The sequence below is a fragment of the Kitasatospora sp. NPDC059747 genome, from assembly GCF_042732955.1.
Lineage (GTDB): Bacteria > Actinomycetota > Actinomycetes > Streptomycetales > Streptomycetaceae > Kitasatospora.
Genome location: NZ_JBHWGV010000049.1, coordinates 1 through 18,907, shown reverse-complemented (window position 1 = coordinate 18,907; position 18,907 = coordinate 1). Strand labels below are relative to the sequence as shown.

The 18,907-nt window shown below is 75.9% G+C and carries 13 protein-coding genes; 9 read left to right on the top strand and 4 right to left on the bottom strand.

The features are described from left to right. Positions 1-78: 78 nt before the first annotated feature. The 3 genes from ACFV4G_RS21910 to ACFV4G_RS21900 form a co-directional block, all read right to left on the bottom strand. Positions 79-1,032: a MerR family transcriptional regulator gene (locus tag ACFV4G_RS21910; RefSeq protein WP_380442864.1), complete on the bottom strand. Its 954-nt coding sequence runs from the start codon at positions 1,030-1,032 to the stop codon at positions 79-81. Positions 1,033-1,136: 104 nt separating this feature from the next. Further along, positions 1,137-1,757, bottom strand: a complete 621-nt coding sequence (locus tag ACFV4G_RS21905) for a sigma-70 family RNA polymerase sigma factor (protein WP_380442862.1) — start codon at positions 1,755-1,757, stop codon at positions 1,137-1,139. 75 nt (positions 1,758-1,832) lie between these two features. Beyond that, the gene (locus ACFV4G_RS21900) at positions 1,833-2,606 is read right to left on the bottom strand and encodes an aminoglycoside phosphotransferase family protein (RefSeq protein WP_380442860.1); all 774 of its coding nucleotides are present in this window, start codon (positions 2,604-2,606) and stop codon (positions 1,833-1,835) included. A 223-nt stretch (positions 2,607-2,829) separates the two neighbouring features. Between ACFV4G_RS21900 and ACFV4G_RS21895 the strand changes: the two genes are divergently transcribed. Together ACFV4G_RS21895 and ACFV4G_RS21890 are read left to right on the top strand one after the other, a co-directional pair. Next, on the top strand, positions 2,830-3,492 hold the full coding sequence (locus ACFV4G_RS21895; RefSeq protein ID WP_380442858.1) for a DUF4232 domain-containing protein: 663 nt from the start codon (positions 2,830-2,832) through the stop codon (positions 3,490-3,492). A gap of 175 nt (positions 3,493-3,667) precedes the next feature. Then, a complete protein-coding gene (locus ACFV4G_RS21890) occupies positions 3,668-6,556 on the top strand; it encodes an AAA family ATPase (protein WP_380442856.1) in 2,889 nt (962 codons plus the stop codon). Between the two features lie 19 nt (positions 6,557-6,575). Here the strand turns inward: ACFV4G_RS21890 and ACFV4G_RS21885 are convergent, their stop codons facing one another. Further along, positions 6,576-7,322, bottom strand: a complete 747-nt coding sequence (locus ACFV4G_RS21885; RefSeq protein WP_380442854.1) for a TetR/AcrR family transcriptional regulator — start codon at positions 7,320-7,322, stop codon at positions 6,576-6,578. A gap of 90 nt (positions 7,323-7,412) precedes the next feature. Between ACFV4G_RS21885 and ACFV4G_RS21880 the strand changes: the two genes are divergently transcribed. From ACFV4G_RS21880 to ACFV4G_RS21850, 7 genes are all read left to right on the top strand, one after another. Then, positions 7,413-8,975, top strand: coding sequence for an MFS transporter (locus tag ACFV4G_RS21880; protein ID WP_380442852.1), 1,563 nt, complete (start codon positions 7,413-7,415; stop codon positions 8,973-8,975). A 115-nt stretch (positions 8,976-9,090) separates the two neighbouring features. Further along, a complete protein-coding gene (locus ACFV4G_RS21875) occupies positions 9,091-9,525 on the top strand; it encodes a CU044_2847 family protein (RefSeq protein WP_380442850.1) in 435 nt (144 codons plus the stop codon). 32 nt (positions 9,526-9,557) lie between these two features. Next, positions 9,558-10,442 carry a trypsin-like peptidase domain-containing protein gene (locus tag ACFV4G_RS21870; protein ID WP_380442848.1) on the top strand — a complete coding sequence of 295 codons (885 nt, stop codon included), beginning with the start codon at positions 9,558-9,560 and terminating at the stop codon, positions 10,440-10,442. Between the two features lie 5 nt (positions 10,443-10,447). Continuing rightward, positions 10,448-12,163, top strand: a complete 1,716-nt coding sequence (locus ACFV4G_RS21865) for a hypothetical protein (RefSeq protein ID WP_380442941.1) — start codon at positions 10,448-10,450, stop codon at positions 12,161-12,163. After that, positions 12,160-13,218, top strand: a complete 1,059-nt coding sequence (locus ACFV4G_RS21860; protein ID WP_380442846.1) for an AAA family ATPase — start codon at positions 12,160-12,162, stop codon at positions 13,216-13,218. Before ACFV4G_RS21865 ends, ACFV4G_RS21860 begins: the two co-directional genes overlap by 4 nt. A 7-nt stretch (positions 13,219-13,225) precedes the next feature. Beyond that, positions 13,226-17,461 carry an SAV_2336 N-terminal domain-related protein gene (locus ACFV4G_RS21855; RefSeq protein ID WP_380442844.1) on the top strand — a complete coding sequence of 1,412 codons (4,236 nt, stop codon included), beginning with the start codon at positions 13,226-13,228 and terminating at the stop codon, positions 17,459-17,461. Between the two features lie 416 nt (positions 17,462-17,877). Further along, a complete protein-coding gene (locus ACFV4G_RS21850) occupies positions 17,878-18,783 on the top strand; it encodes a hypothetical protein (RefSeq protein ID WP_380442842.1) in 906 nt (301 codons plus the stop codon). Positions 18,784-18,907 lie beyond the last annotated feature (124 nt).

Below are 18,907 nucleotides of genomic sequence, written 5' to 3'. Positions count from 1 at the left end.
AGCCGTCCATTCGGCGGATTGGTCGGGGCATCGGCCGGCGGATCGGGCCGTGGCGCCGGCGATGTGCCGCGGCCGGGACTACGGGACGACCGCTTCCTCCAGCAGGTCGAGCGCGCCCGCCAGGGTGCGGGGGCTCGCGGTGCGGGCCGGCAGCCGGGAGCGGTCCCAGCCGGGACCGGCGACCAGCACCACCGCCCGGCCGCGGGAGCCGCGCGGCCCCCACGCACTGTCGGTCACCCGCCGCACCAGCTGCCGGTCGGCCGTCCGCCGGTCCTGCGACCAGAGCATCACCGCACCCGGGCCGATCCGCTGCACCGCGTCGAGCAGCGCCCGCGGCGGGACCGTCGACCCGAGCATCCGGAACGGCAGGGCGCGCGCGGTCAGCCCGGCCGCGGTGGCGTCCAGCGGCAGCGTGTGCCGCTCGGCGGGCATCGCGGCCAGCACGACCGGCGGCACCGCCCGGACCTCCGCGGGCTGTACGGCGGCATGCCGCAGCACCGAGGCCACGTGCCAGGACAGTAGGTGCTCGACCTCGACGTACTGCTCGCCCTCGGCGGCCCACTTGCGGCCGGCGGCGCGCAGCGCGGGCATCATCACCTCCGTCCACGCGTCCACGACCCCCAGCGCGTGGACGGCGTCGCGCAGGATCCGGGCCACCTCCGGGGCGTCCAGCCGTACGGCCGCCCGGGCCAGGCCGCGGCACTCGGCGCGTACCGTCCCCACGCGCAGCGCCCGGCTTCCCCCGGGGCGTGCGGTCGCCGTCTCCTCGGGCTGGAACGGCTCCTCACTCGCCGTCGCGAGGACCACCCGCGCGGCCTCGCCCGGCGGGACACCACGGGCCGTCAGCCGGCACATGGCCTCCAGCACCGCGATGTCCCGCGCGCTCCAGCGGCGGTGGTGCCCGGGCTCCCGGTCCGACGGGCCGATGCCGTAGCGGCGCTCCCACGAGCGGACCGTCGTCGGCGACACGCCCAGGCGCCGGGCCACGCTCCCGGTGGGCATCCCGGCGTCGGGCACGGGCGGTTCGGCCATCAGGTCCTCCGGGAACGGGGCGTCAGAAGCCCCCGGAGAGTCACCGGAGGCGCACCCATTGTCGTCCGGCCGGCGGTCCCGGCCGACGGCCTTCGGGCCGGCACTCATCCGAGGCCGACCGCAGGACCGGTGGCGAACGACGCCCGCAGCCGGATCAGCCCGTCCCGCATGCGCGTCTTGACCGTGCCCAGCGGCACGCGGAGCATCTGCGCGATCTCACGCTGCGAGTACCCGCCGTAGTACGCCAGCACCAGCGACTCGCGCTGCACCCGGCTCAGCCCCGCGAGCGCGGCCCGTACCCGCTCCACGTCCAGCTCGCGTTCCACCAGGTCGACGACCGACTCGCCGACGGGCGGTTCGAGCGACGCGGCGCGCGTCTCCCGGTCCGACGCGGCCTGCACCGACCTGACCCGGTCCACGGCGCGGCGGCGGGCGATCGTGAGCACCCACGCCATCACCGTGCCCCGCTCCGGCCGGTACCCGGCTGCCCCGCGCCACACCTCCAGCAGCACCTCCTGCGCCACCTCCTCGGCGTGCGCCGGATTGCGCAGCGTCCGGACGGCGGTGCCGTAGACCGGTCCGGCGACGGCGTCGTACAGCCGGGCGAAGGCCTCCTCGCTCCCGCCCGCCACGGCCACGACGAGCCGGCACAACTCCTCGGGCGCCACGTCGTTGATCCAGGGGAGGGGCTGCACATCGGGTCGCTGCTGCGTGCAGAGGGTCACACGGCAACGGTGCGGCCGGGCGGATGACCGAGACCACTCGCAGCGTCTGTGCAGCGTTTCGCCCGCGCGGGCTTCCTACATCCGGGCCTTGAGCACGTCGAACTCGCAGCCCGGCGCGGACGGGTCGAAGCCGTGCTCGACCAGCCAGCGGCTCGCCAGCAGGCTCCGCAACGACCACCACGCGCGGATCACGTCGACGTCCACGTCGGCGCCGTAGCCGGCGAGGACGTCGCCGAGGTGCTCCTCGTGGCCGAGCGTCAGGACGGCGAGGTCGAACAGGGCGTCGCCCCGGGCGGCCTCGGACCAGTCGATGATGCCGGTGACCTCGTCGCCGTCGACGAACACGTGACCGGTCTGCAGGTCGCCGTGCGTGAACACCGGGGTCCACGGCCGCAGCGCGGCCTCGGCGACCCGCCGGTTGCGGGTGACGAGGTCGGCGGGCAGGACGGCGTTCGCCACGAGCCACGCGCACTCGCGGTCGAGGTCCGCCGCCAACTCGTCCACTCCCCGGGCCGACCACGGCGGCAACGGCGCGTCGTGCAGCCTGCGTGCGGCGGCGCCGGCCGCGGGGGGGGGGGGGCGGGGGGCGGGGGGGCGGGGGGGGGGCGCGCCCCGCCCCCCCCCCCCCCCCCCCCCCCCCCCCCCCCCCCCCGCCCCCCCCGGCAGCGCGGCGATCGCGAGCACGGGCGGCTCGTACCACAGCACCTCCGGCGTCGGCACCGGCGCCAGGGCCATCGCCTCGACCTCGACGTCCATGCGCGCCCGGTCGGCGTCCACCTTCAGGAACACGTCGCCGACGCGCAGGGTCGCGCGCTCGGAATGGGCGACGACGACCTCGATCTCATCCATGGCGAGCAGTATCCCGGGAGGGTCGTGGATGTCGCAGGGAATATTCGACCGGCCGACTCCGGACGGCTCGTCGTGTCAACCGCGCCACACCTGACGGAATGTCACGGTCGCGTCCCTGTCATGTCCTGATGATTGTGACGCCACGCGTGCCACCGAATGCCGTCGGACGACCGTCCTGTGAGGTGTCCACGCAGTCAGCACGAACCGTCATCGGGGAGCCACCATGTCCGTTCGCAACCGCCGCCCGCTGCTCGTCCCCGCCGTCCTCGTCGTCGGGGCCGGACTCGCCCTGACCGCCTGCGGGCCCGACAACGCCGACCCGGTCGCGGGCCCGACGGCCACCGCGGCGCCCACCAAGGGAGCCGTCACGCCCCCGACGGGCGCTGCGTCGCGCCCCGCCACGCACACGCCTCCCACCGGGGGCACCGGCGCCGCCACCGATCCGTGCGACATCCAGCACCTCTCGATCCACGTGACGGCACGCGCCGGGGCGCCCAACCAGTGGGTCATCGACGTCCGCAACACCGGCGCGAGCGCCTGCACCCTGAGCTCGTCCCCGGGGGTCGACCTGGGCAACTCCGCCGCGCGCGACCAGAGCAAGAACATCAAGCCGGTGCTCGCCAGCGGCACTTCGCGCTTCCCGGTCCCGGCCGGCAAGAACGCCTACGCCGTGATCGACCTCGACCCGAGCGGCGCCACCACCGGCACCGCCCCCGGCATCAACGAACTCAACGTCCTGGCCGACGAGGAGGGCACCAACATGCCCCTCGCGAACACCCAGAACTTCCCGCTCCCCGATGGCGTCCGCGTCCTGAACCCCCGCATGGGCCTCTACCGGGCCACCACGGCGGAGGCGGTCGCCTCCATGACGGCGGCACCCAAGTAGCACCGACACGGTCTCAGGCGCGGCGCCCGTCACGTCGCGTCGCGTCGCGTCGCGTCGCGGCGCGCCCGAGCCCAGGCAGTAGCACGATGATCGGATGGCAATGGACGTGTAAATTGCTGCATCGGTGTGACAGTCGGAGGCACTTCAAGCGCCGATCAGTGGTAAAGGACGGGACGTGGCCGCAGATGGCAGGCTCCGCATCGACGGCATCCGGCCCTGGCCCGGCGCCCCCGACCCCTCGGGCGTGCCCCTGATCGGCCGGGAGCGCGAACTGGCCGCGCTGGCCTCGTTCGTGACCGCGCCCGAGGGCCGGGCCCTGGTGCTGCGGGGCGAGGCGGGCGTGGGCAAGAGCGCCCTGGTCGGCCACGCGGCCGGGCTGGCCGGCCGGGAAGGGCACGCACTGATCCGGGTCACGGGGGTCGAGGCGGAGTCCGAGCTGCCGTTCGCCGGGCTGCACCAGTGCCTCTACCCCGTGCTGGACCGCACCGCCCGCCTCGGCGTGCGGCAACGGGCGCTCCTCGACGTCGTGTTCGGGCACGGCACGAGCGAGCCGCCGTCCGTCATGGCCCTCGGCATCGCCGTGCTCGACCTGCTGTCCCCGGCCGGCGCCGAACGGCCGCTGACGCTGCTGATCGACGACGGGCACTGGCTGGACGACGCCAGTGCCGAAGTGTGCGGTTTCGTCGCCCGCCGGCTGGCGGCCGGTCCGGTGAAGATGCTGATCGCCCTGCGGGCCGACGAGCGTTCCCGCTTCGACGACGCCCGCCTCCCGGAACTGCCGGTGGCGCCGCTGTCCGACGAGGCCGCCGAGCGTCTCCTGGAGCTGCACCGTCCACGGCTCGACGCGCGCGCCCGCCGCACCGTCCTCGACCACGCCCGGGGCAACCCGCTGGCGCTGTACGAGCTCCCGCCCGGCCCGGCCGCGCCGCACCCCGGCGGCGGTCTGCCGCGCGGCGCCGGTCTCCCGCTGCCCCGGCGCCTCCAACTCCTCTACGCCGCACGGATCGAGCGCCTGGAGCCCGGCACCCGTGCCGAACTGCTGCGGGGCGCCCTCGACGGCACCGCCGGCCGGCAGCGCGGCGGCGACCACGGCACGCGCTACCGGATGCGCGGCGTCGAGGAGGCCGCCGCCTCCGGTCTGCTCGATGTCGACGCGGCCGGCGGCGACTTCGTCTTCCGCCACCCGCTGGTGCGCTCCGCCGTCGTCCAGCTGGCGACGCCCGAGCAGTGCCGCGCCGCGCACGCCGAACTGGCCCGGGTGCACCGGGCGGACGTCGAGCGGTACGCCGGCCACCTGGCCGCGGCGGCCGTCGACCCCGACGAGTCCGTGGCGGCGGCGCTGGAAGCGGCGGCCGGCTCCGCGACCCGGCGCGGCGGCGCGGCGGCCGCCGTCAGCTGGCTGACCCGCGCGGCCGAGCTGAGCGAGGACCCCGCGCAGCGCTCCCGGCGGCTCGGCGACGCGGCCTACACGGCCGGTCAGGCGGCGCTGCTGGACGAGGCCCAGCGGCTGCTCCACCGCTCGGAGCCGGAACCCGGCGCGGCCGAGCCGCTGGCCGCCGTGCTCACCTCCGCCCACGCCGACTTCGTCCAGTCCGGGGCGGTCCGGCCCGCCTTCCAGCGGCTCGCGGCGGCGGTCGAGCGCCGGGCGGACGGGGCGGCGCGGACCGGTGACGGGACCCTGAGCCGCGACGAGACCCTGAGCCGCGACGAGACCCTGACCCGTGACGAGACGCTGGCCCGCGCGGCGGACGCCCTGGTGACGATGGCCCACTACGCGGGCGACCCCGCCCTGTGGCAGCGGACGGACCGCATCCTCGACGCCCTCGGCGACCTGATCCACCCATTGACGGCGATGTACCACGACGCGAGCGCCGTGGCCCGCAGCGGGGTCGGCCTGCGGGCGCGCCTGGAGCAGGCGTTCGCCGATCCGGCGAACCTGGCCCCCTGGGACCTGGCGCGGCTGGGGGTCTGCGCGTCCCACGTCGACGTCCTGAACCAGTACCGCACCCAGCTGCGGGGCGCGGTCGAGCGCGAGCAGGAGGCCGGCGCCGTGTCGAGCGTCATGGTCCTGCTGAGGATGCTGATGCTGGACCGGATGTACTCCGGCGAGTGGGACGAGGCGCGCCGGCTGGCGCAGCGGGCGCTGGACCTGGCCACCGCGCACGGTCACGTCCTGCTCGCCTACCACGCCCGCGCCTGCCTCGGGCAGCTCGCCGCCCGGCAGGGGCGGCTCGACGAGGCGCGCGAGCTGCAGTCCGCCGTGGACGCCTGGGCGCGTCCGCGCGGCGTCGGCCTGCTCACCCAGATCACCGAGGCGATCGCCACCGGAGCGGCGCTCACCGAAGGCGACTTCGAGGCGGCCTACCTGTACGCCATCGGCATGACGCCACCCGGCAGCTTCGATCGCCACGCCCACCAGATCGCCCCGCGGGCGCTGCTCGAACTGGCCGAGGCCGCGCTGTACAGCGGCCGCCGCGAGCAGGCGCGCCGGCACGCGCTCGCGGCGTGCGACGCGGGCCTGCCGGAGGCGTCCCCGCGGCTGGCCCTGTCCGCCTACGGCGCCCTCGCGATGACCGCGGACGACCTGACGGAGGCTGCGCGGACGTACGCGCGCGTCGAGGCGTACCCCGAGGCTCAGGACTTCCCCTTCGAACTGGCGCGGATCCGCCTGGCGCACGGCATCAGGCTGCGGCAGCTGAAGGCGCCCCGGGCGGCCCGGCAGGCCCCGCTGCTGCTGGCCGCCGAGGAGTTCGACCGGCTCGGCGCGACGGCGTGGGAGAACCGGGCCCGCGCCGAGTTGCGCGAAGCCGGCCTGCCCTCGGGCCCGGCGGCCCCGGAACCCGCGGCCCTGACCTGGCAGGAGCGCCGGATCGCCGACCTCGCCGCGAGCGGGCTCACGAACAAGGAGATCGGCGAGCGGACCCGGCTGTCCCCGCGCACCGTCAGTTCGCACCTCTACCGCGTCTTCCCCAAACTGGGCATCACGACGAGGGCCGCGCTGCGCGACGCGCTGAGCCGGCTGCCGGAGGCCGACTGGACCGACAGGACCGACGCGGCCGGGTGAGGCGGAACCTGTCCGGCCGTCAGCCCGCCGGGGGCGGTGGCGTCACCAGGCCGCGTCCGACGACCGCCAGGACGGCGTCCGTGGCGGACTCGACCTCCGCGGGTGGCAGCGTGCGCAGCGGTCCGTCGACCAGGAGCGCGCTGAGGCCGTGGACCGCGGACCACGCGGCGTACTGGGCACCGGGGCGGTGCTCGGCGGGCATCGCCCCGGCCTCGACCAGGTCGTCGAGTGCTGCGCCCAGGATCAGGTAGGGATCCGTCCCCGGGTCGGCTCGGACGTCTCGGTCAGCTCGGACGTCTCGGTCGGCGGCTTCGGCGGCTTCGGCGGCTTCGGCGGCCGGCGGTTCCGGCTCGGGCGCGCAGAGCCGCTTGCCGCCCGGCGAGGCTCCGGAGAACGCGGTGCGGAACCAGCCGGGTTCGGTCAGGGCGAAGTCGACGTAGGCGCGGCCGATGGCCTCCAGCCGGTCGCCGGCCCGGGTGGCCGGGTCCGGTGCGGTCGCCCGGGCCGCGCGCTCCAGCATGAGCCGGCCGAGGTGGTGCATGCAGCGCTCGCCGACGGCCGCGATGAGGTCCTCGTGGTCGGCGAAGTGGCGGTAGGCGGCGTTGTGGGACACGCCGGCGGCCCGGCTCGCCGCCCTCAGCACCACCGCGTCCGGCCCTCCGGTGCGGGCCAGCGCGACCCCGGCCTCGATCAGGGCCTCCCGCAGTCCGCCGTGGTGGTAGCCCCGGCGGGGCGCGGGCTCGGCGATGCCTGTGGCGGTCTCCACGGATTCCATGTTGACATTGTCCACTTTGAGTGGAATCGTCGCAAATGTGCCCACTGTCAACATGCTGCTCCGGCAGTACGGAGGCACCCCATGTCCCTCACAGTTCCCCGCCGTCGCGGCGCCGTCCTCTTCGCCGTCTGCCTGGCCGCCTTCGCGATCAATCTCGACACGACGATCGTCAACGTCGCCCTGCCGGACCTCAGCCGCCAGCTGCACGCCACCACGCGCGACCTGCAGTGGATCGTGGACGGCTACAACCTGGCCTTCGCCGCGCTCGTCCTGACCGCCGGCTCCCTCGGCGACCGGTTCGGGCGCAGGCCCGCCCTGCTCCTCGGCCTCGCCTCCTTCGCGCTCGCGAGCGCGCTGGGCGCGACGGCCGGCGGCCCCGGCGCGCTGATCGCCCTGCGCGTGCTGATGGGCGCGAGCGCCGCGGTCATCTTCCCGACCACGCTGTCGGTGATCACCAACACCTTCCCGGACCGGCGCGAGCGCGCCAAGGCCGTCGGCCTGTGGGGCGCGGTCACCGGCCTCGGCGTGGCTGTCGGCCCGGTCTGCGGCGGGCTGCTGCTCGCGCACTTCGCCTGGCCGTCCGTGTTCCTGGCCCTCGTCCCCGTCGCCCTGATCGCCCTCGCGGCCGCGTGGGTCTGGGTGCCCGAGTCCAGCGCCCCGGCGGAGGCCCGGCTCGACCCCGCCGGTCTCGTGCTGTCCTCCGGCGCGATCGGCACCCTGGTCTACACGGTCATCGAGGCGCCGGTGCGCGGCTGGACGGCCCCCGCGACGATCGCCGGGTTCGCCGTCGCGGCCGCCCTGGCCGCGGCCTTCGTCGTGGTCGAGCGCGCCCGCCCCAGGCCCATGATCGACGTGACCCTGTTCCGCACGCCCGCGTTCGCCGCCGCCAGCGGCTGCGTCACCGTCGCGTTCTTCGCGCTCTTCGGGTTCATCTTCCTGGTCACGCAGTACTTCCAGTTCGTCCGCGGGTACGGCACCCTGTCGACCGGCGTGCGGATCCTGCCCGTCGCCGCGACCCTCGCCCTGGGCTCGGTCGGCGGCGTCGCCCTCGCCACCCGCGCCGGCACCCGCGCCGTCGTGACGGCCGGGCTCCTGCTGCTGGCGTCCTCGTTCGGGTGGATCGCGGCCTCGCCGACGTTCAGCTCGTACACGAGCGTCGTCGGGCAGATGGTGCTCATGGGCTTCGGGCTCGGCCTGACCACGGCACCGGCCACCGAGTCGATCCTCAGCGTCCTGCCCCCGGCCAAGGCCGGAGTCGGCTCGGCCGTCAACGACGCCACCCGCGAGGCCGGCGGCACCCTGGGCGTCGCCGTCCTGGGCAGCGTCTTCACCTCGCTCTACGCGCACCACCTCGCGACCACGTCCTTCGGCAGCCTGCCGCCGGCGACGGCTGCCGCCGCCCGGCAGTCGGTCGGCGCCGCACTCCGGATCGCCGCCCAGGCGCCCGCGGCGTCGCAGCGGAGCCTGCTCGACGCCGTCCGGCACTCGTTCATGACCGGCTTCCACGTGGCCAGCGTCGTGGCCGCGGCGGTCTGCCTGCTCGGCGCCCTCGCCGCCCTCGCCCTGCCCGGCGGACCACTGACCGCTCCGTCGCCGACGGCCGGCCGCATGGCACCGGACGCACTGGCCCGTCCGGCGCTGTGACCGCCCGCGACGGGGGCGGGTTCACCGCCCCCGCACGGCCCGGCGGACGTCCGGGTGGCTCCCGAGGTCTGCTGATCAGCAGTCACCATCGGCTGATCGTCCTATAGTTCTGTCGTTGAACCGGACGGAGGGGAGTCTGTCGATGGGGGACGTCATCACGGTGGATCTTGGCGAGGGCGCGTACGTCCACGCCGAGGTGACGGTGCTGGACCGGGCCGAGGCCGGCGGGGACGCCGGGGTGCGGGACACCGCCGCCAAGGCGCTCGCCGAGTTGCCGCAGCGGCTGGACGCGGTGCGCGAGGTGGTGAAGAGCGTCGGGCGGTGGGCCGCGGACAGCATCGGCGGGACCGGGGCGGCCGTTCCGGACACGCTGGAGGTCGAGTTCGGGCTCAAGCTCGCGGTCAAGTCCGGCGCCGTGATCGGGGTGCTGGCCGAGGCCGGCGGCGAGGCGTCGTTCACCGTCCGGATGAGCTGGGACACCGCCCGGGTCGCGGCGGCGCGGGCCGGCCGCGGGGCCGGGTTCGTGCCGCAGGGCGGCGACGAGCGGTGACCGGGCCGGCCGCGCGCGGTGCCGCGGTCGGGGTGAGGGACGGGGCGGCGTTCCTGGGCAGCGGGTTCCTGGTGGCGCCCGGGCTGGTGCTGACGGCCGCACACGTGGCGCGCCGGGCCGTGGACGAGCCGGCCGCGGACGGGTGGTTCGGGCGGGCGCCGGTGGTCCGCCCGGCTCGGCGGTTCCCGGCCGATCCGGGGGAGGGGCGCTTCCACGCCTTTCCGGACCTCGCCCTGCTCACGCTCGCCGCGCCCTTCGAATCGCCGTCACCGCTCGTCCTCGACACCGACGTCCCGCCCCCGGGCACGGCCGTCCTCGTGGCGGGCTTCACCCCGCACACCCCGACGCCCGGGGTCCACGGGGACTCGCTGCTGCTCACCGTCGCCGGACCGGCGGCCGGGTACGTGCGGCTGACGGGGGACGAGGTCCGGGACGGGTTCAGCGGCGGCATGGTGATCCGGCTCGACTCCGGCGCCGTCTGCGGCGTCCTCAAGGGCAGCCGGGACTTCGACGGCGTGCGCGGCGGCTGGTTCACGCCGCTGTCGGCGCTGGCCGACGTGCTGCCCGCGGACGATCCGCTGCACGCGCGGCTCGCGGGACGGGTGGCGGAACGTCCGCTGCCCACTGCGCGCGCCCTGCTGCCGGTCCTGCTCCGCGTCCCGGGCATGGACGACCCGGACTTCCGCCTCCTCGTCGTGCGGACGGCGGAGGAGAGCCTCGCCGCCGGCCCGCTGCACGTCGCCCACCGCCCGCACACCACCGACCACCTGCTGGAGCTGGTGCAGGCCTGCCTGCGGCACCGCGACCCGGCCGCGGCGCTGGCCGCCGTGACGGACGCGCTGGAGCTCCTGCGCCTCGGCGACGCCGCCGTCGACGAGCTGCGCACCCTGACGAGCGACCCGGAGGGCGGTCCGTGAGGGAAATGCTCCACCGGCTCGCCAAGCTGGGCGGCCACCACAGCCCGCCGGGAGCCCCTCCGGCGCCGTGCGGGCCGGGCGGCCGGACGCCGTGGTCGGCCAAGACGGACGCCGTGCTCCACGCGTTCCTGTGCGAGGTGCCCGACCTCGACCAGCCGGAGAGCCGCCACCTGCTCCTGGCCGACCTGCGGGACCGGCTCGGGCCGTCCGCGCCGTTCGTCGTACCGGACGGCCCGCAGGCGCGGGACCACCTCCTGCAACTGGTCCGCGCCTGCCGCCAGTGGCACGAACCGTTCCACGCGCTCAGCGAACTCGGCGAGTCCCTGCGGACCTTACGCCCCGGCACCGCCGCCGTCGGATGGCTGGACGCCGCGGTCGACGCCGTCGTCAAGCCCGGACTGCTGGACCCGCAGGCGCAGCTCGTCCTCCTGTGGACGCTGCGCTCGCTGAACCCCCAGCCGAGGCCGGCCCGGGTCCTGCACCTCGTGGAGTCGGCGTGCGAGCCCGGCGAGACCCACCCGGTCCGGCCGCAGGACGGCCTGCCGGAGGCGGTGAGCCGCCTCAACCAGGCCCGGCTGGACGACCGCCCCCCGTTGCTGCTGCGCTTCCTCGTCCGCCTCGCCGCGGCGTGCCCCGGGCCGGAGGCCGTCCTGCTGACCGACCTCGTCAAGCGCCACGCCCATGAACTCGGCCTGACCGAACGCGACTTGGCCGCCCCGGCGCGGCAGACCCGGGAGGCGGCGGGCCCCGCCCAGCACCATCCGCTGGTCCTGCAGATCACCTTGGACGACGTCTCGCCGGTCGGCTCCGACGCCGAGCCCGTCTACGAGTTCGAGGCCGCCCTCTACAGCACCGACGAGCAGCCCTGGCGCCTGATCTCCAAACGGGCGGGCGACGAACCCCTGCCCCGCTCCGCGCTGGAGCAGCACGGCAGCCGGCACCTGACCACCTGGGGCGACCTGGCCGCCGCGGCGGCGAACGCCGACGGCCTGCGGGTGGAGTTCCTGCTGCCCTGGTCCCTGCTCGGCCACCCCGCCGAACTCTGGCCGATGGACGAGGACGGCTACCGCGTCGGCATGCACTTCCCGGTCGTGGTCCGCTCGCTGGACCGGATCAGGTCCGCGTTCTGGCACACCGCGTGGAAGAACAAGTGGCGGGCCCTGGAGGCCACGGTGGAGAGCAGCGGCCCCGGCACCGTCGCCGACCTGCCCGGCTGGATCGTCCACCCGGACGGCACCGCCCCGATCGACGCCGAGCTCACCGGGCGCGCCCTGCACCTCGGCGGTACCAAGGGCGACGTCCGGCGCTGGCTGGACAGCCGGCCGCAGACCGCGATCCTCGCGCTGTCCTTCCCGTACGCCTACCACCCGAAGCGGCGCGGGGTCGGGCACCAGGCCGTCAAGGACGCCGTGCGCGAGGGCATCCCGGTCATGATCTGGCGGCGCGACGACACCGGCAGCCCGGCCGAGATCAACGTGCTGCTGGCCGAGCTGTCCGCCACCCAGCTGCCCGCCCTGGCCACCCACGTCCAGCGCCGCCGCCGCGCGGCCAGGGAGGACGACGGGAGCGACCTCGGCCACCACCTCACCCTGCTCTGGGACGAGCCCGGGCACGCCGCCTGGCTCGCCCCGGCCCCGTTCCGCGCCCCCGTTCCCGTCTCCGCCCCGGTCTCCGCCCCCGTCTCCTCGACCGCCCCGTCGCCGGAAGGACCACACGCATGACCACCACCCCGGACGACACCGGCGGCCCGGACTGGTGGATCTACCGGTCCACCGGCTCCCCGCACGACGGCATCCGCGACCTCCCCGACGCCCCTCCCTGGCGCTCCTTCCGCCGCGAGGACGACGTCGCCGACCTGCCCGCGCCGCCCGAGATGGCCGAGGCCGTGGCCGCCCGCAAACTCGGCCGCGCCCACCAGGCCGCCGCCTACCAGGCCGACGAGAAGGAGATCCACCTCGTCAACATGGCCCTGCACCTGCGCCGCCCGCTGCTCGTCACCGGCCCGCCCGGAGTCGGCAAGTCCACGCTCGCCCACAGCGTCGCGCACGAGCTGCGCCTCGGCCCCGTGCTGCACTGGCCCATCACCAGCCGCTCCACCCTCCAGGAGGGCCAGTACCACTACGACGCGATCGGCCGCCTCCAGGACACCGGACTGCGCCCCGCCGACGCCGACGGCCGCTCCCGGCCCGCCCCCGGCATCGGCCCCTACCTGCGGCTCGGCCCGCTCGGCACCGCGCTGCTGCCCTGGGACCGGCCGCGCGTCCTGCTCGTCGACGAGATCGACAAGGCCGACCTCGACCTGCCGAACGACCTGCTCACCGTCTTCGAGGAGGGCGAGTTCGTCATCCCCGAACTCAGCCGCCTCGACGACGAGGAGGCCCGCGTCATGACCGCCGACGACGAGGGCTGGGCCCCGCTGCACCGCGGCCGGGTCCGCTGCACGGAGTTCCCGCTGGTCGTCCTGACCAGCAACGAGGAACGCGAGTTCCCGCCCGCCTTCCTCCGCCGCTGCCTGCGCCTGGAGATCCCCCGCCCGGGCCCCGACAAGCTGGCCCGCATGGTCGCCGCCCACCTCGCCGGCCCGACCGCCGTCCCCGCCGCGGTGCGCGAGCAGCTGATCGCCCGCTTCCTCGCCAAGCAGCACGAGGAGGGCGCCGACCTCGCCAACGACCAGCTGCTCAACGCCCTCCTGATGGCCTCCCGCGGCCTGTGGGACGACGAAGCCGGACGGCGCCTGCTCGACCGCGACCTCCTGCGCTCGCTAGAGGAGCGCTGACCCCACCGTGCCCGCCACCCCGGTGCCCGCCACCCGCGTCCCCCCGGAGCTCCTGCGCCAGCTCGGCCGCCTCCTGACCGCCGACGGCGCCGAGCCAGCGGGCAGCACCGACCCGCGCGACCTGGCCGACGTGCTCTGGCTCGCGCGGGCCTGCGGGCTGCGCCCGGACTCCCCGCCGGACGCGCGGCAGGACCGCCCGGTCCCGGGGCTGGCGCTCCCGCCGCTGCCCGCCGTCGACCCGGCCGCGGACGAGCAGGCCACCGCGGCGTGGAGCGCGGCGCTGCGGGCCGCGGTGGACCGGGCGGCGGCCGAGAGCGGTACGACGCCGCAACCCGTTCCGCAGGGTCCGCCCGCTCCCCGACCCGCCGAGCCCGAGCCGGTGATCCCCCTCCACCTGCCGCCCGCACCCGGCCCGCCCGCCGCGAGCGCCGCACCCGCCGCGACCGTCCGCAGCCCCGCCCGGCCCGCACTCACCGGCACCCTCGCCCTCTCCCGCGCCCTGCGCCCGCTGCGCCGCACCGTCCGCTCCACCCGCGAACTCGTCCTCGACGAGGAAGCCACCGTCTCCGCCTCCGGCCAGGCCGGGCTGCTCCTCCCGGTCTGGCGCGGCGCCCCCGAACGCTGGCTCGACGTCGACCTCGTCATCGACGGCGGCCCGACCATGGCCGTCTGGTCCGCCCTCGGCGACGACCTCGGCGCACTGCTGCGCCGCCACGGCGCGTTCCACCGCGTACGCGTGTGGTCCGTCCACGACCGCGACGGGGCGCCCGCCCTGACACCGCGCGGCGCGACCGCGCAGGGACGGGAGTTCGGCCTGACCGCCGACCCGCGCGGACGCCGCGTGATCCTGCTGCTCACGGACGGCGTCGGCCCGCTGTGGCACAGCGGCGCGCTGCCCGCGGCCATGCGCGGGTGGAGCCGGCACGCCCCGGTCACCGTCCTCCAGGTGCTGCCGCGCCGCCACTGGCACCGCACGGCCCTACGGCCCGTCCCGGCCCGCGCGCGCCTCCGGCCGGGGGAGCGGCCGACGGTCGTCCACGCGCCCGAGGACGACGGGTGGGGCGCCCCCGGGACGGCCTGGGCCGGCGTCCTGGAACTGCGGGCGGACTGGCTCGCCCCCTGGGCGCGCATGCTGTCCGGACGGGCGTCGGACTGGACGCCGGCCCTGGCCGTGCCGCTGGACGGGCACGCGACCGGCCCCGAGCCGTCGCCGCCCGCCGACGAACCGCCCGCCCACCTGCTCGCCCGCTTCCGGCGGGAGGCCTCCCCGACGGCGTACGAACTCGCCGGCCTCCTGGCCGCGGCGCCCCTCAGCCTGCCGGTCATGCGGCACGTGCAGGCGGCGATGCTCCGCGACTCCTCCGCCATGCACCTCGCCGAGATCTACCTGTCCGGCCTGCTCGAACGGCGCTCCCCGGTACGGCCCGGCGAGGACCCGGAGACGGTGCTGTACGACTTCCGCCCGGGCGTGCGGGAGCGGCTGCTCGGCACGCTGACGCGCAGCGAGTCCGCCCAGGTCCTGCGCGTGCTGGCCGGGGTGTCCCAGTCGGTGGCGGGCGCGTTCGGCGGCACGCTCGACTTCCGCGCCCTGGCGGCGCTCGCCGACGCCGACGCCGGCTCGGGCACCGGCGCCGGACTGCCGGCGGAGAGCGTCCCGTTCGCCGAGGTGGCGGTGGAGGTGCTCCGCGGCCTCGGCGGCGCCGACCGGGCACTGGCGGAACGGCTGGCGGTGAGCCTGCCGGCGGGGGCGCGGGCGGCCGGGGCACGGGCGGCGGGGGCACGGGTGGCGGTGGAACCCCAGGCGGAAGCGACGCCGAAGAAGCGGGCCCGGAAGCGGGAACCGGACGCGTCGCCCATGGTGATCCCCGGGGCGGCGATGGAATTCGCCGCGTGGTTCCCCGACCTGAACGGTGCGGACGAACCCCGCCCGGAACGGCGCTGGTGGCAGCGGCGCAGGCCGGCGGGCGGGGAAACCGCCGTGCCCCCTCCCGACGCGACCCGGCCGGCCTGGAACAACCTTCCGCCCGACCTGCCCGACGTGACGGGCTGGGAGAGCCGGCTCGTCCAGGTCGAGCGCATCCTGCATCCCGACGGCTCCGCGGCGGGAGCCCGCCGTACGGTCCGGCCGGCCGGCCGTTCGCTCTGCGTGCTGCAAGGCCCGAACCACACCGGCAAGACCTCCGTGGCGCTCGCCTACGCGCACCTCCACCTCGCCGACTACACGATGGTGTGGTGGGTGGACGGCCGCAGTCGCGACACGGTCGCGCGGTCCCTCGACAGCCTGGCCGCCGTGCACGGCGCGCCGCCGGGAAGCGACGTCACGACCGAGCGGAACCGGTGGCTGACCGAGCACCCGGGCTGGCTGATCGTCATCGACGACCTCGGCAGGGACTTCCCCGACCATGAGCGCTGGATGGCCGGTACGTCACCGCGCACCCTGCTGGGTGACTGCTGGCCGCCCGACGGCTACGGCAGCGTCCTGATCACCTCCCGCGTGGTGACCACCGAACGCGCCGTGCTGGACGGACACGTCCTCCAGTTCCCCGCCTACCAACGGCGGTCCGAGCCGCGCTCCGCGGCCTCCACGAAGGCGGCGGAGGACGACCTCGCCGCCCTGCCCGACGTGCTCTCCCGGGCCACCGACACCGCGGTGGCGCCGAGGACCGGGGCCGGCCGGGAACCGGCCCGGCCGGCACCCGAACCACCGGTCGACTACGGTCCGTTGCTCGCCGGACTCGGCGGCGAGGCACTGGACGCCCTCGCGGTCTGCGCGTTCCTGGACCTCGCCGGAATATCCGTGGAACTGGTCAACCACGGCCTGCGCGCCTCCCACCGGAGGGGAGCGTCGCTCTCGCCCGACGCGTTGGAGCAGGTGTCCGCCGCGCGGTTGCTGCGGCTCGTTCCGGACGGCCGCGGTTCGCTGTCCTTCCACATGGCGGTCGGCCTGCAGCGCGCCGTCCGGGCGCGGATGACGTCCGACGAGCGGAAGGAGTGGGCGACCACCGCCCTCCGCGCCGTACTCGAAGGCTTCCCGCCCGACCCGACGCCCCGCGAGGGCTGGGCCGCCTGCACGGCTCTCCTCCCGCACGCCCACACGGTGCTCCAACACCCGGCACTGGAGGGCGACGTGGTGCAGCCCGCTGCCGAGCTCCTCTACCGGCTGGCGAGGTTCCGTGCGGCCCAGGGCGACTACGACGCCGCCGAGGCGTACCTGCGTCAGCGCCGGACGCTGGTCCGTGGAGCGCCGGGCACGTCGGTGTACGCGGTGGTGCTGATGGCCGGCGTCCTCTACGGTGCGGGCCGGTTCGACCAGGCCCTCGAAAGCGTCGAGGAGGCGCTCGCGCTGCCCGGGGGCGGGACCGTCCGCGCCCGCCGACTGGCCGCCGCCATCCACCGGGAGCGGTACCGACTGGACGCGTCCAGAAGAGAGTTGTCCGCGGCGGCCGAGACGATCAGGTCGGCCCGCACCCCGGCCGTGTCCGACCTCCTCGTCGAGGCGGAGGTCCACCGCGAACTTGGCCTCACCGAGTTGGAGGCCGGCGAGCTGGACGTGGCCGAGACCCACCTCGAACACGCCTGGACCGGGCTGCTCCGCTTCGGCTCGGACCTGCCGGCCGGCGCGGAGGTGCTGGAGGTGGCGATCCGGCAGGACCGCGCCCGGCTCTCCCTCCTCCAGGACCGCCCCAGCCTCTCGGCCTGCGAAGTCCTGGCCGCGGCGATCCGCAAGGCCGGGACCGGTCAGGACGTCGAGGGGCTCGACGTGATCATGGCCGCCAGTGAGACGCTGGTGGACGTCATGCGGGAGTACCTCGACCAGCTGAAGTCCCGCTGGGAGGCCAGTCCGGAGACCTACCAGCAGCTACGCGTCCGGCAGTTGGCGCAGATGGCGGCCGTCGCCGACGCGGTCCTGGCCTACCGCCGGGAACGCGCGGAGAAGCAGCCCCACCGCCTCGCCGTCGCGCTCGACATGTACGGCATGGTGCTGTCCGCCCTCGGGCGGCACGACGAGGCCGAGGCCGCACTCGACGAGGCGGCGGTCCTGCACCGCCGGGTCCACGGCGAGAGCCGCCCCCACCCCGCCCTGGGAGAGAACCGCTGGCGCCTGGCCCAGGTACTGGCGGCGAAGGGGGACGGCGAGGAGGCCGCCCGCCTGGCCGGCAGCGCCCACGAGTACCTCCGTGAGTGCCTCGGCCCCGACCATCCCCGCCTGCGCCCGATCGCGCGCTTAACCGGGGCCGGATGAGGTATTCGGAAATTGACCGGGAGCAGTCATTCGGTGTTAGCGAAGAAACGTTTCTTCAGAAAAGGGGTCAGGAGAAATTCCTGACCGAGTATCAGAACGATATCGATGGCTCAAGAGGGGCGCGCACATCCGCCGGAACCCTGACACTTGGCGCAGGGTTCCGGCGTCCTTTCGAGGAGTGGCAGAGTGAGCGACCCGCAGGGCGTATCCGCCAGGCCGAGGCCTGAGGCGGGTCGGTTCATGCCGACGGACGGCGCCGGTTCGGAACCGCAACCGATTCCTGTGCCCGGCATGCAAGAGCTCCGTGACGTATGAGGTTTCCGGGTTCGCCTTCCTGGACGCGGCCGTCGGAATTCCGGGCGATGCGCAGGGAGCGGCCGGGAAAATCGCCACCTTGAGGGGAACGGATGGCCGCCATGAAGGAAACCGCACTCAGGGCGCTGGGCAGAGCCGTGGCCGGCGCCGCAGTCCTGGCCCTGCTCGCGGCGTGCTCCGGCACGCCGCTCCCAGCACCGGCCGGTGGCCCCGGGGCGGCCGGAGGCGCGGCCGCGCCGAGCCCGGCGGGCGGGTCGGGCATCGAGGGCCTCGTCCTGCCCCGCGGCGGCCCGGCCGCGACCCCGAAGGCCGCCGGGCTGCGCGGGCTGACCGCGGCGCAGATCCTCACCGAGGCCGGGACGAACTCGGACCAGGTCACCTCGTACCGGAAGAAGACGGTCGAACACGCGCTGTCGTCCATCGGCAGCAACCCCGTCTCGTACGCCGAGGGGGTCTGGGACGTCCACGTCACGCCCGTCGGCTGCGCGGGCACGCTGACGGCGACGCCCGGCCCGAACGGCGGCGCGGCGGCCGTGCCGGAGGTGGTGGAGGCCGTCCTGATCGGGGCCGACGAATGGGTCAGGTCCAACGCCGCCGGCGCCCGGGACTGGACCCCGGACCTGCCGGCGGACCGGGTCGGCACCTGGGTCAAGCAGACGTCGGACGCGCCCACGAGCCCGCTGGACGCCGACGTCTGCGACGCCGGCGGCGACGGGTCGAAGACGGACCTGAGCGACGTCGGCACGGTGACCGCGGGTCCCGCCGTGACCGTCGACGGCCAGGCCTGTCTGACCTTCGCCGAGGCGGAGAGCGGGGCCGTCTTCGCGGTCACCGACACCGACCACCCGTACGTCGTCGCCGCGCAGCTCGCGGTGCTGCCGGGACAGCCCGGGCCGGCCGGCACCGCCCCCGCCGGGGTCCAGCCCGCCATGACGACCGTGGTCAGCGAGATCGGTTCGGCGTACCCGATCGCCGCGCCGCCCGCCGACCGGGTCTACGGCGGCTGATCACTGCGGGCGCCGCCGGGGCCGGGGGGCCGGGCCCCCCGGGGGGGGCGGCGCCGCCGGGCGAGAGCGCCGGGGGGGGGGGGGGCGCGGCCCGCGGGGCGAGGCGGGCGTTGCCCCCCGAGGT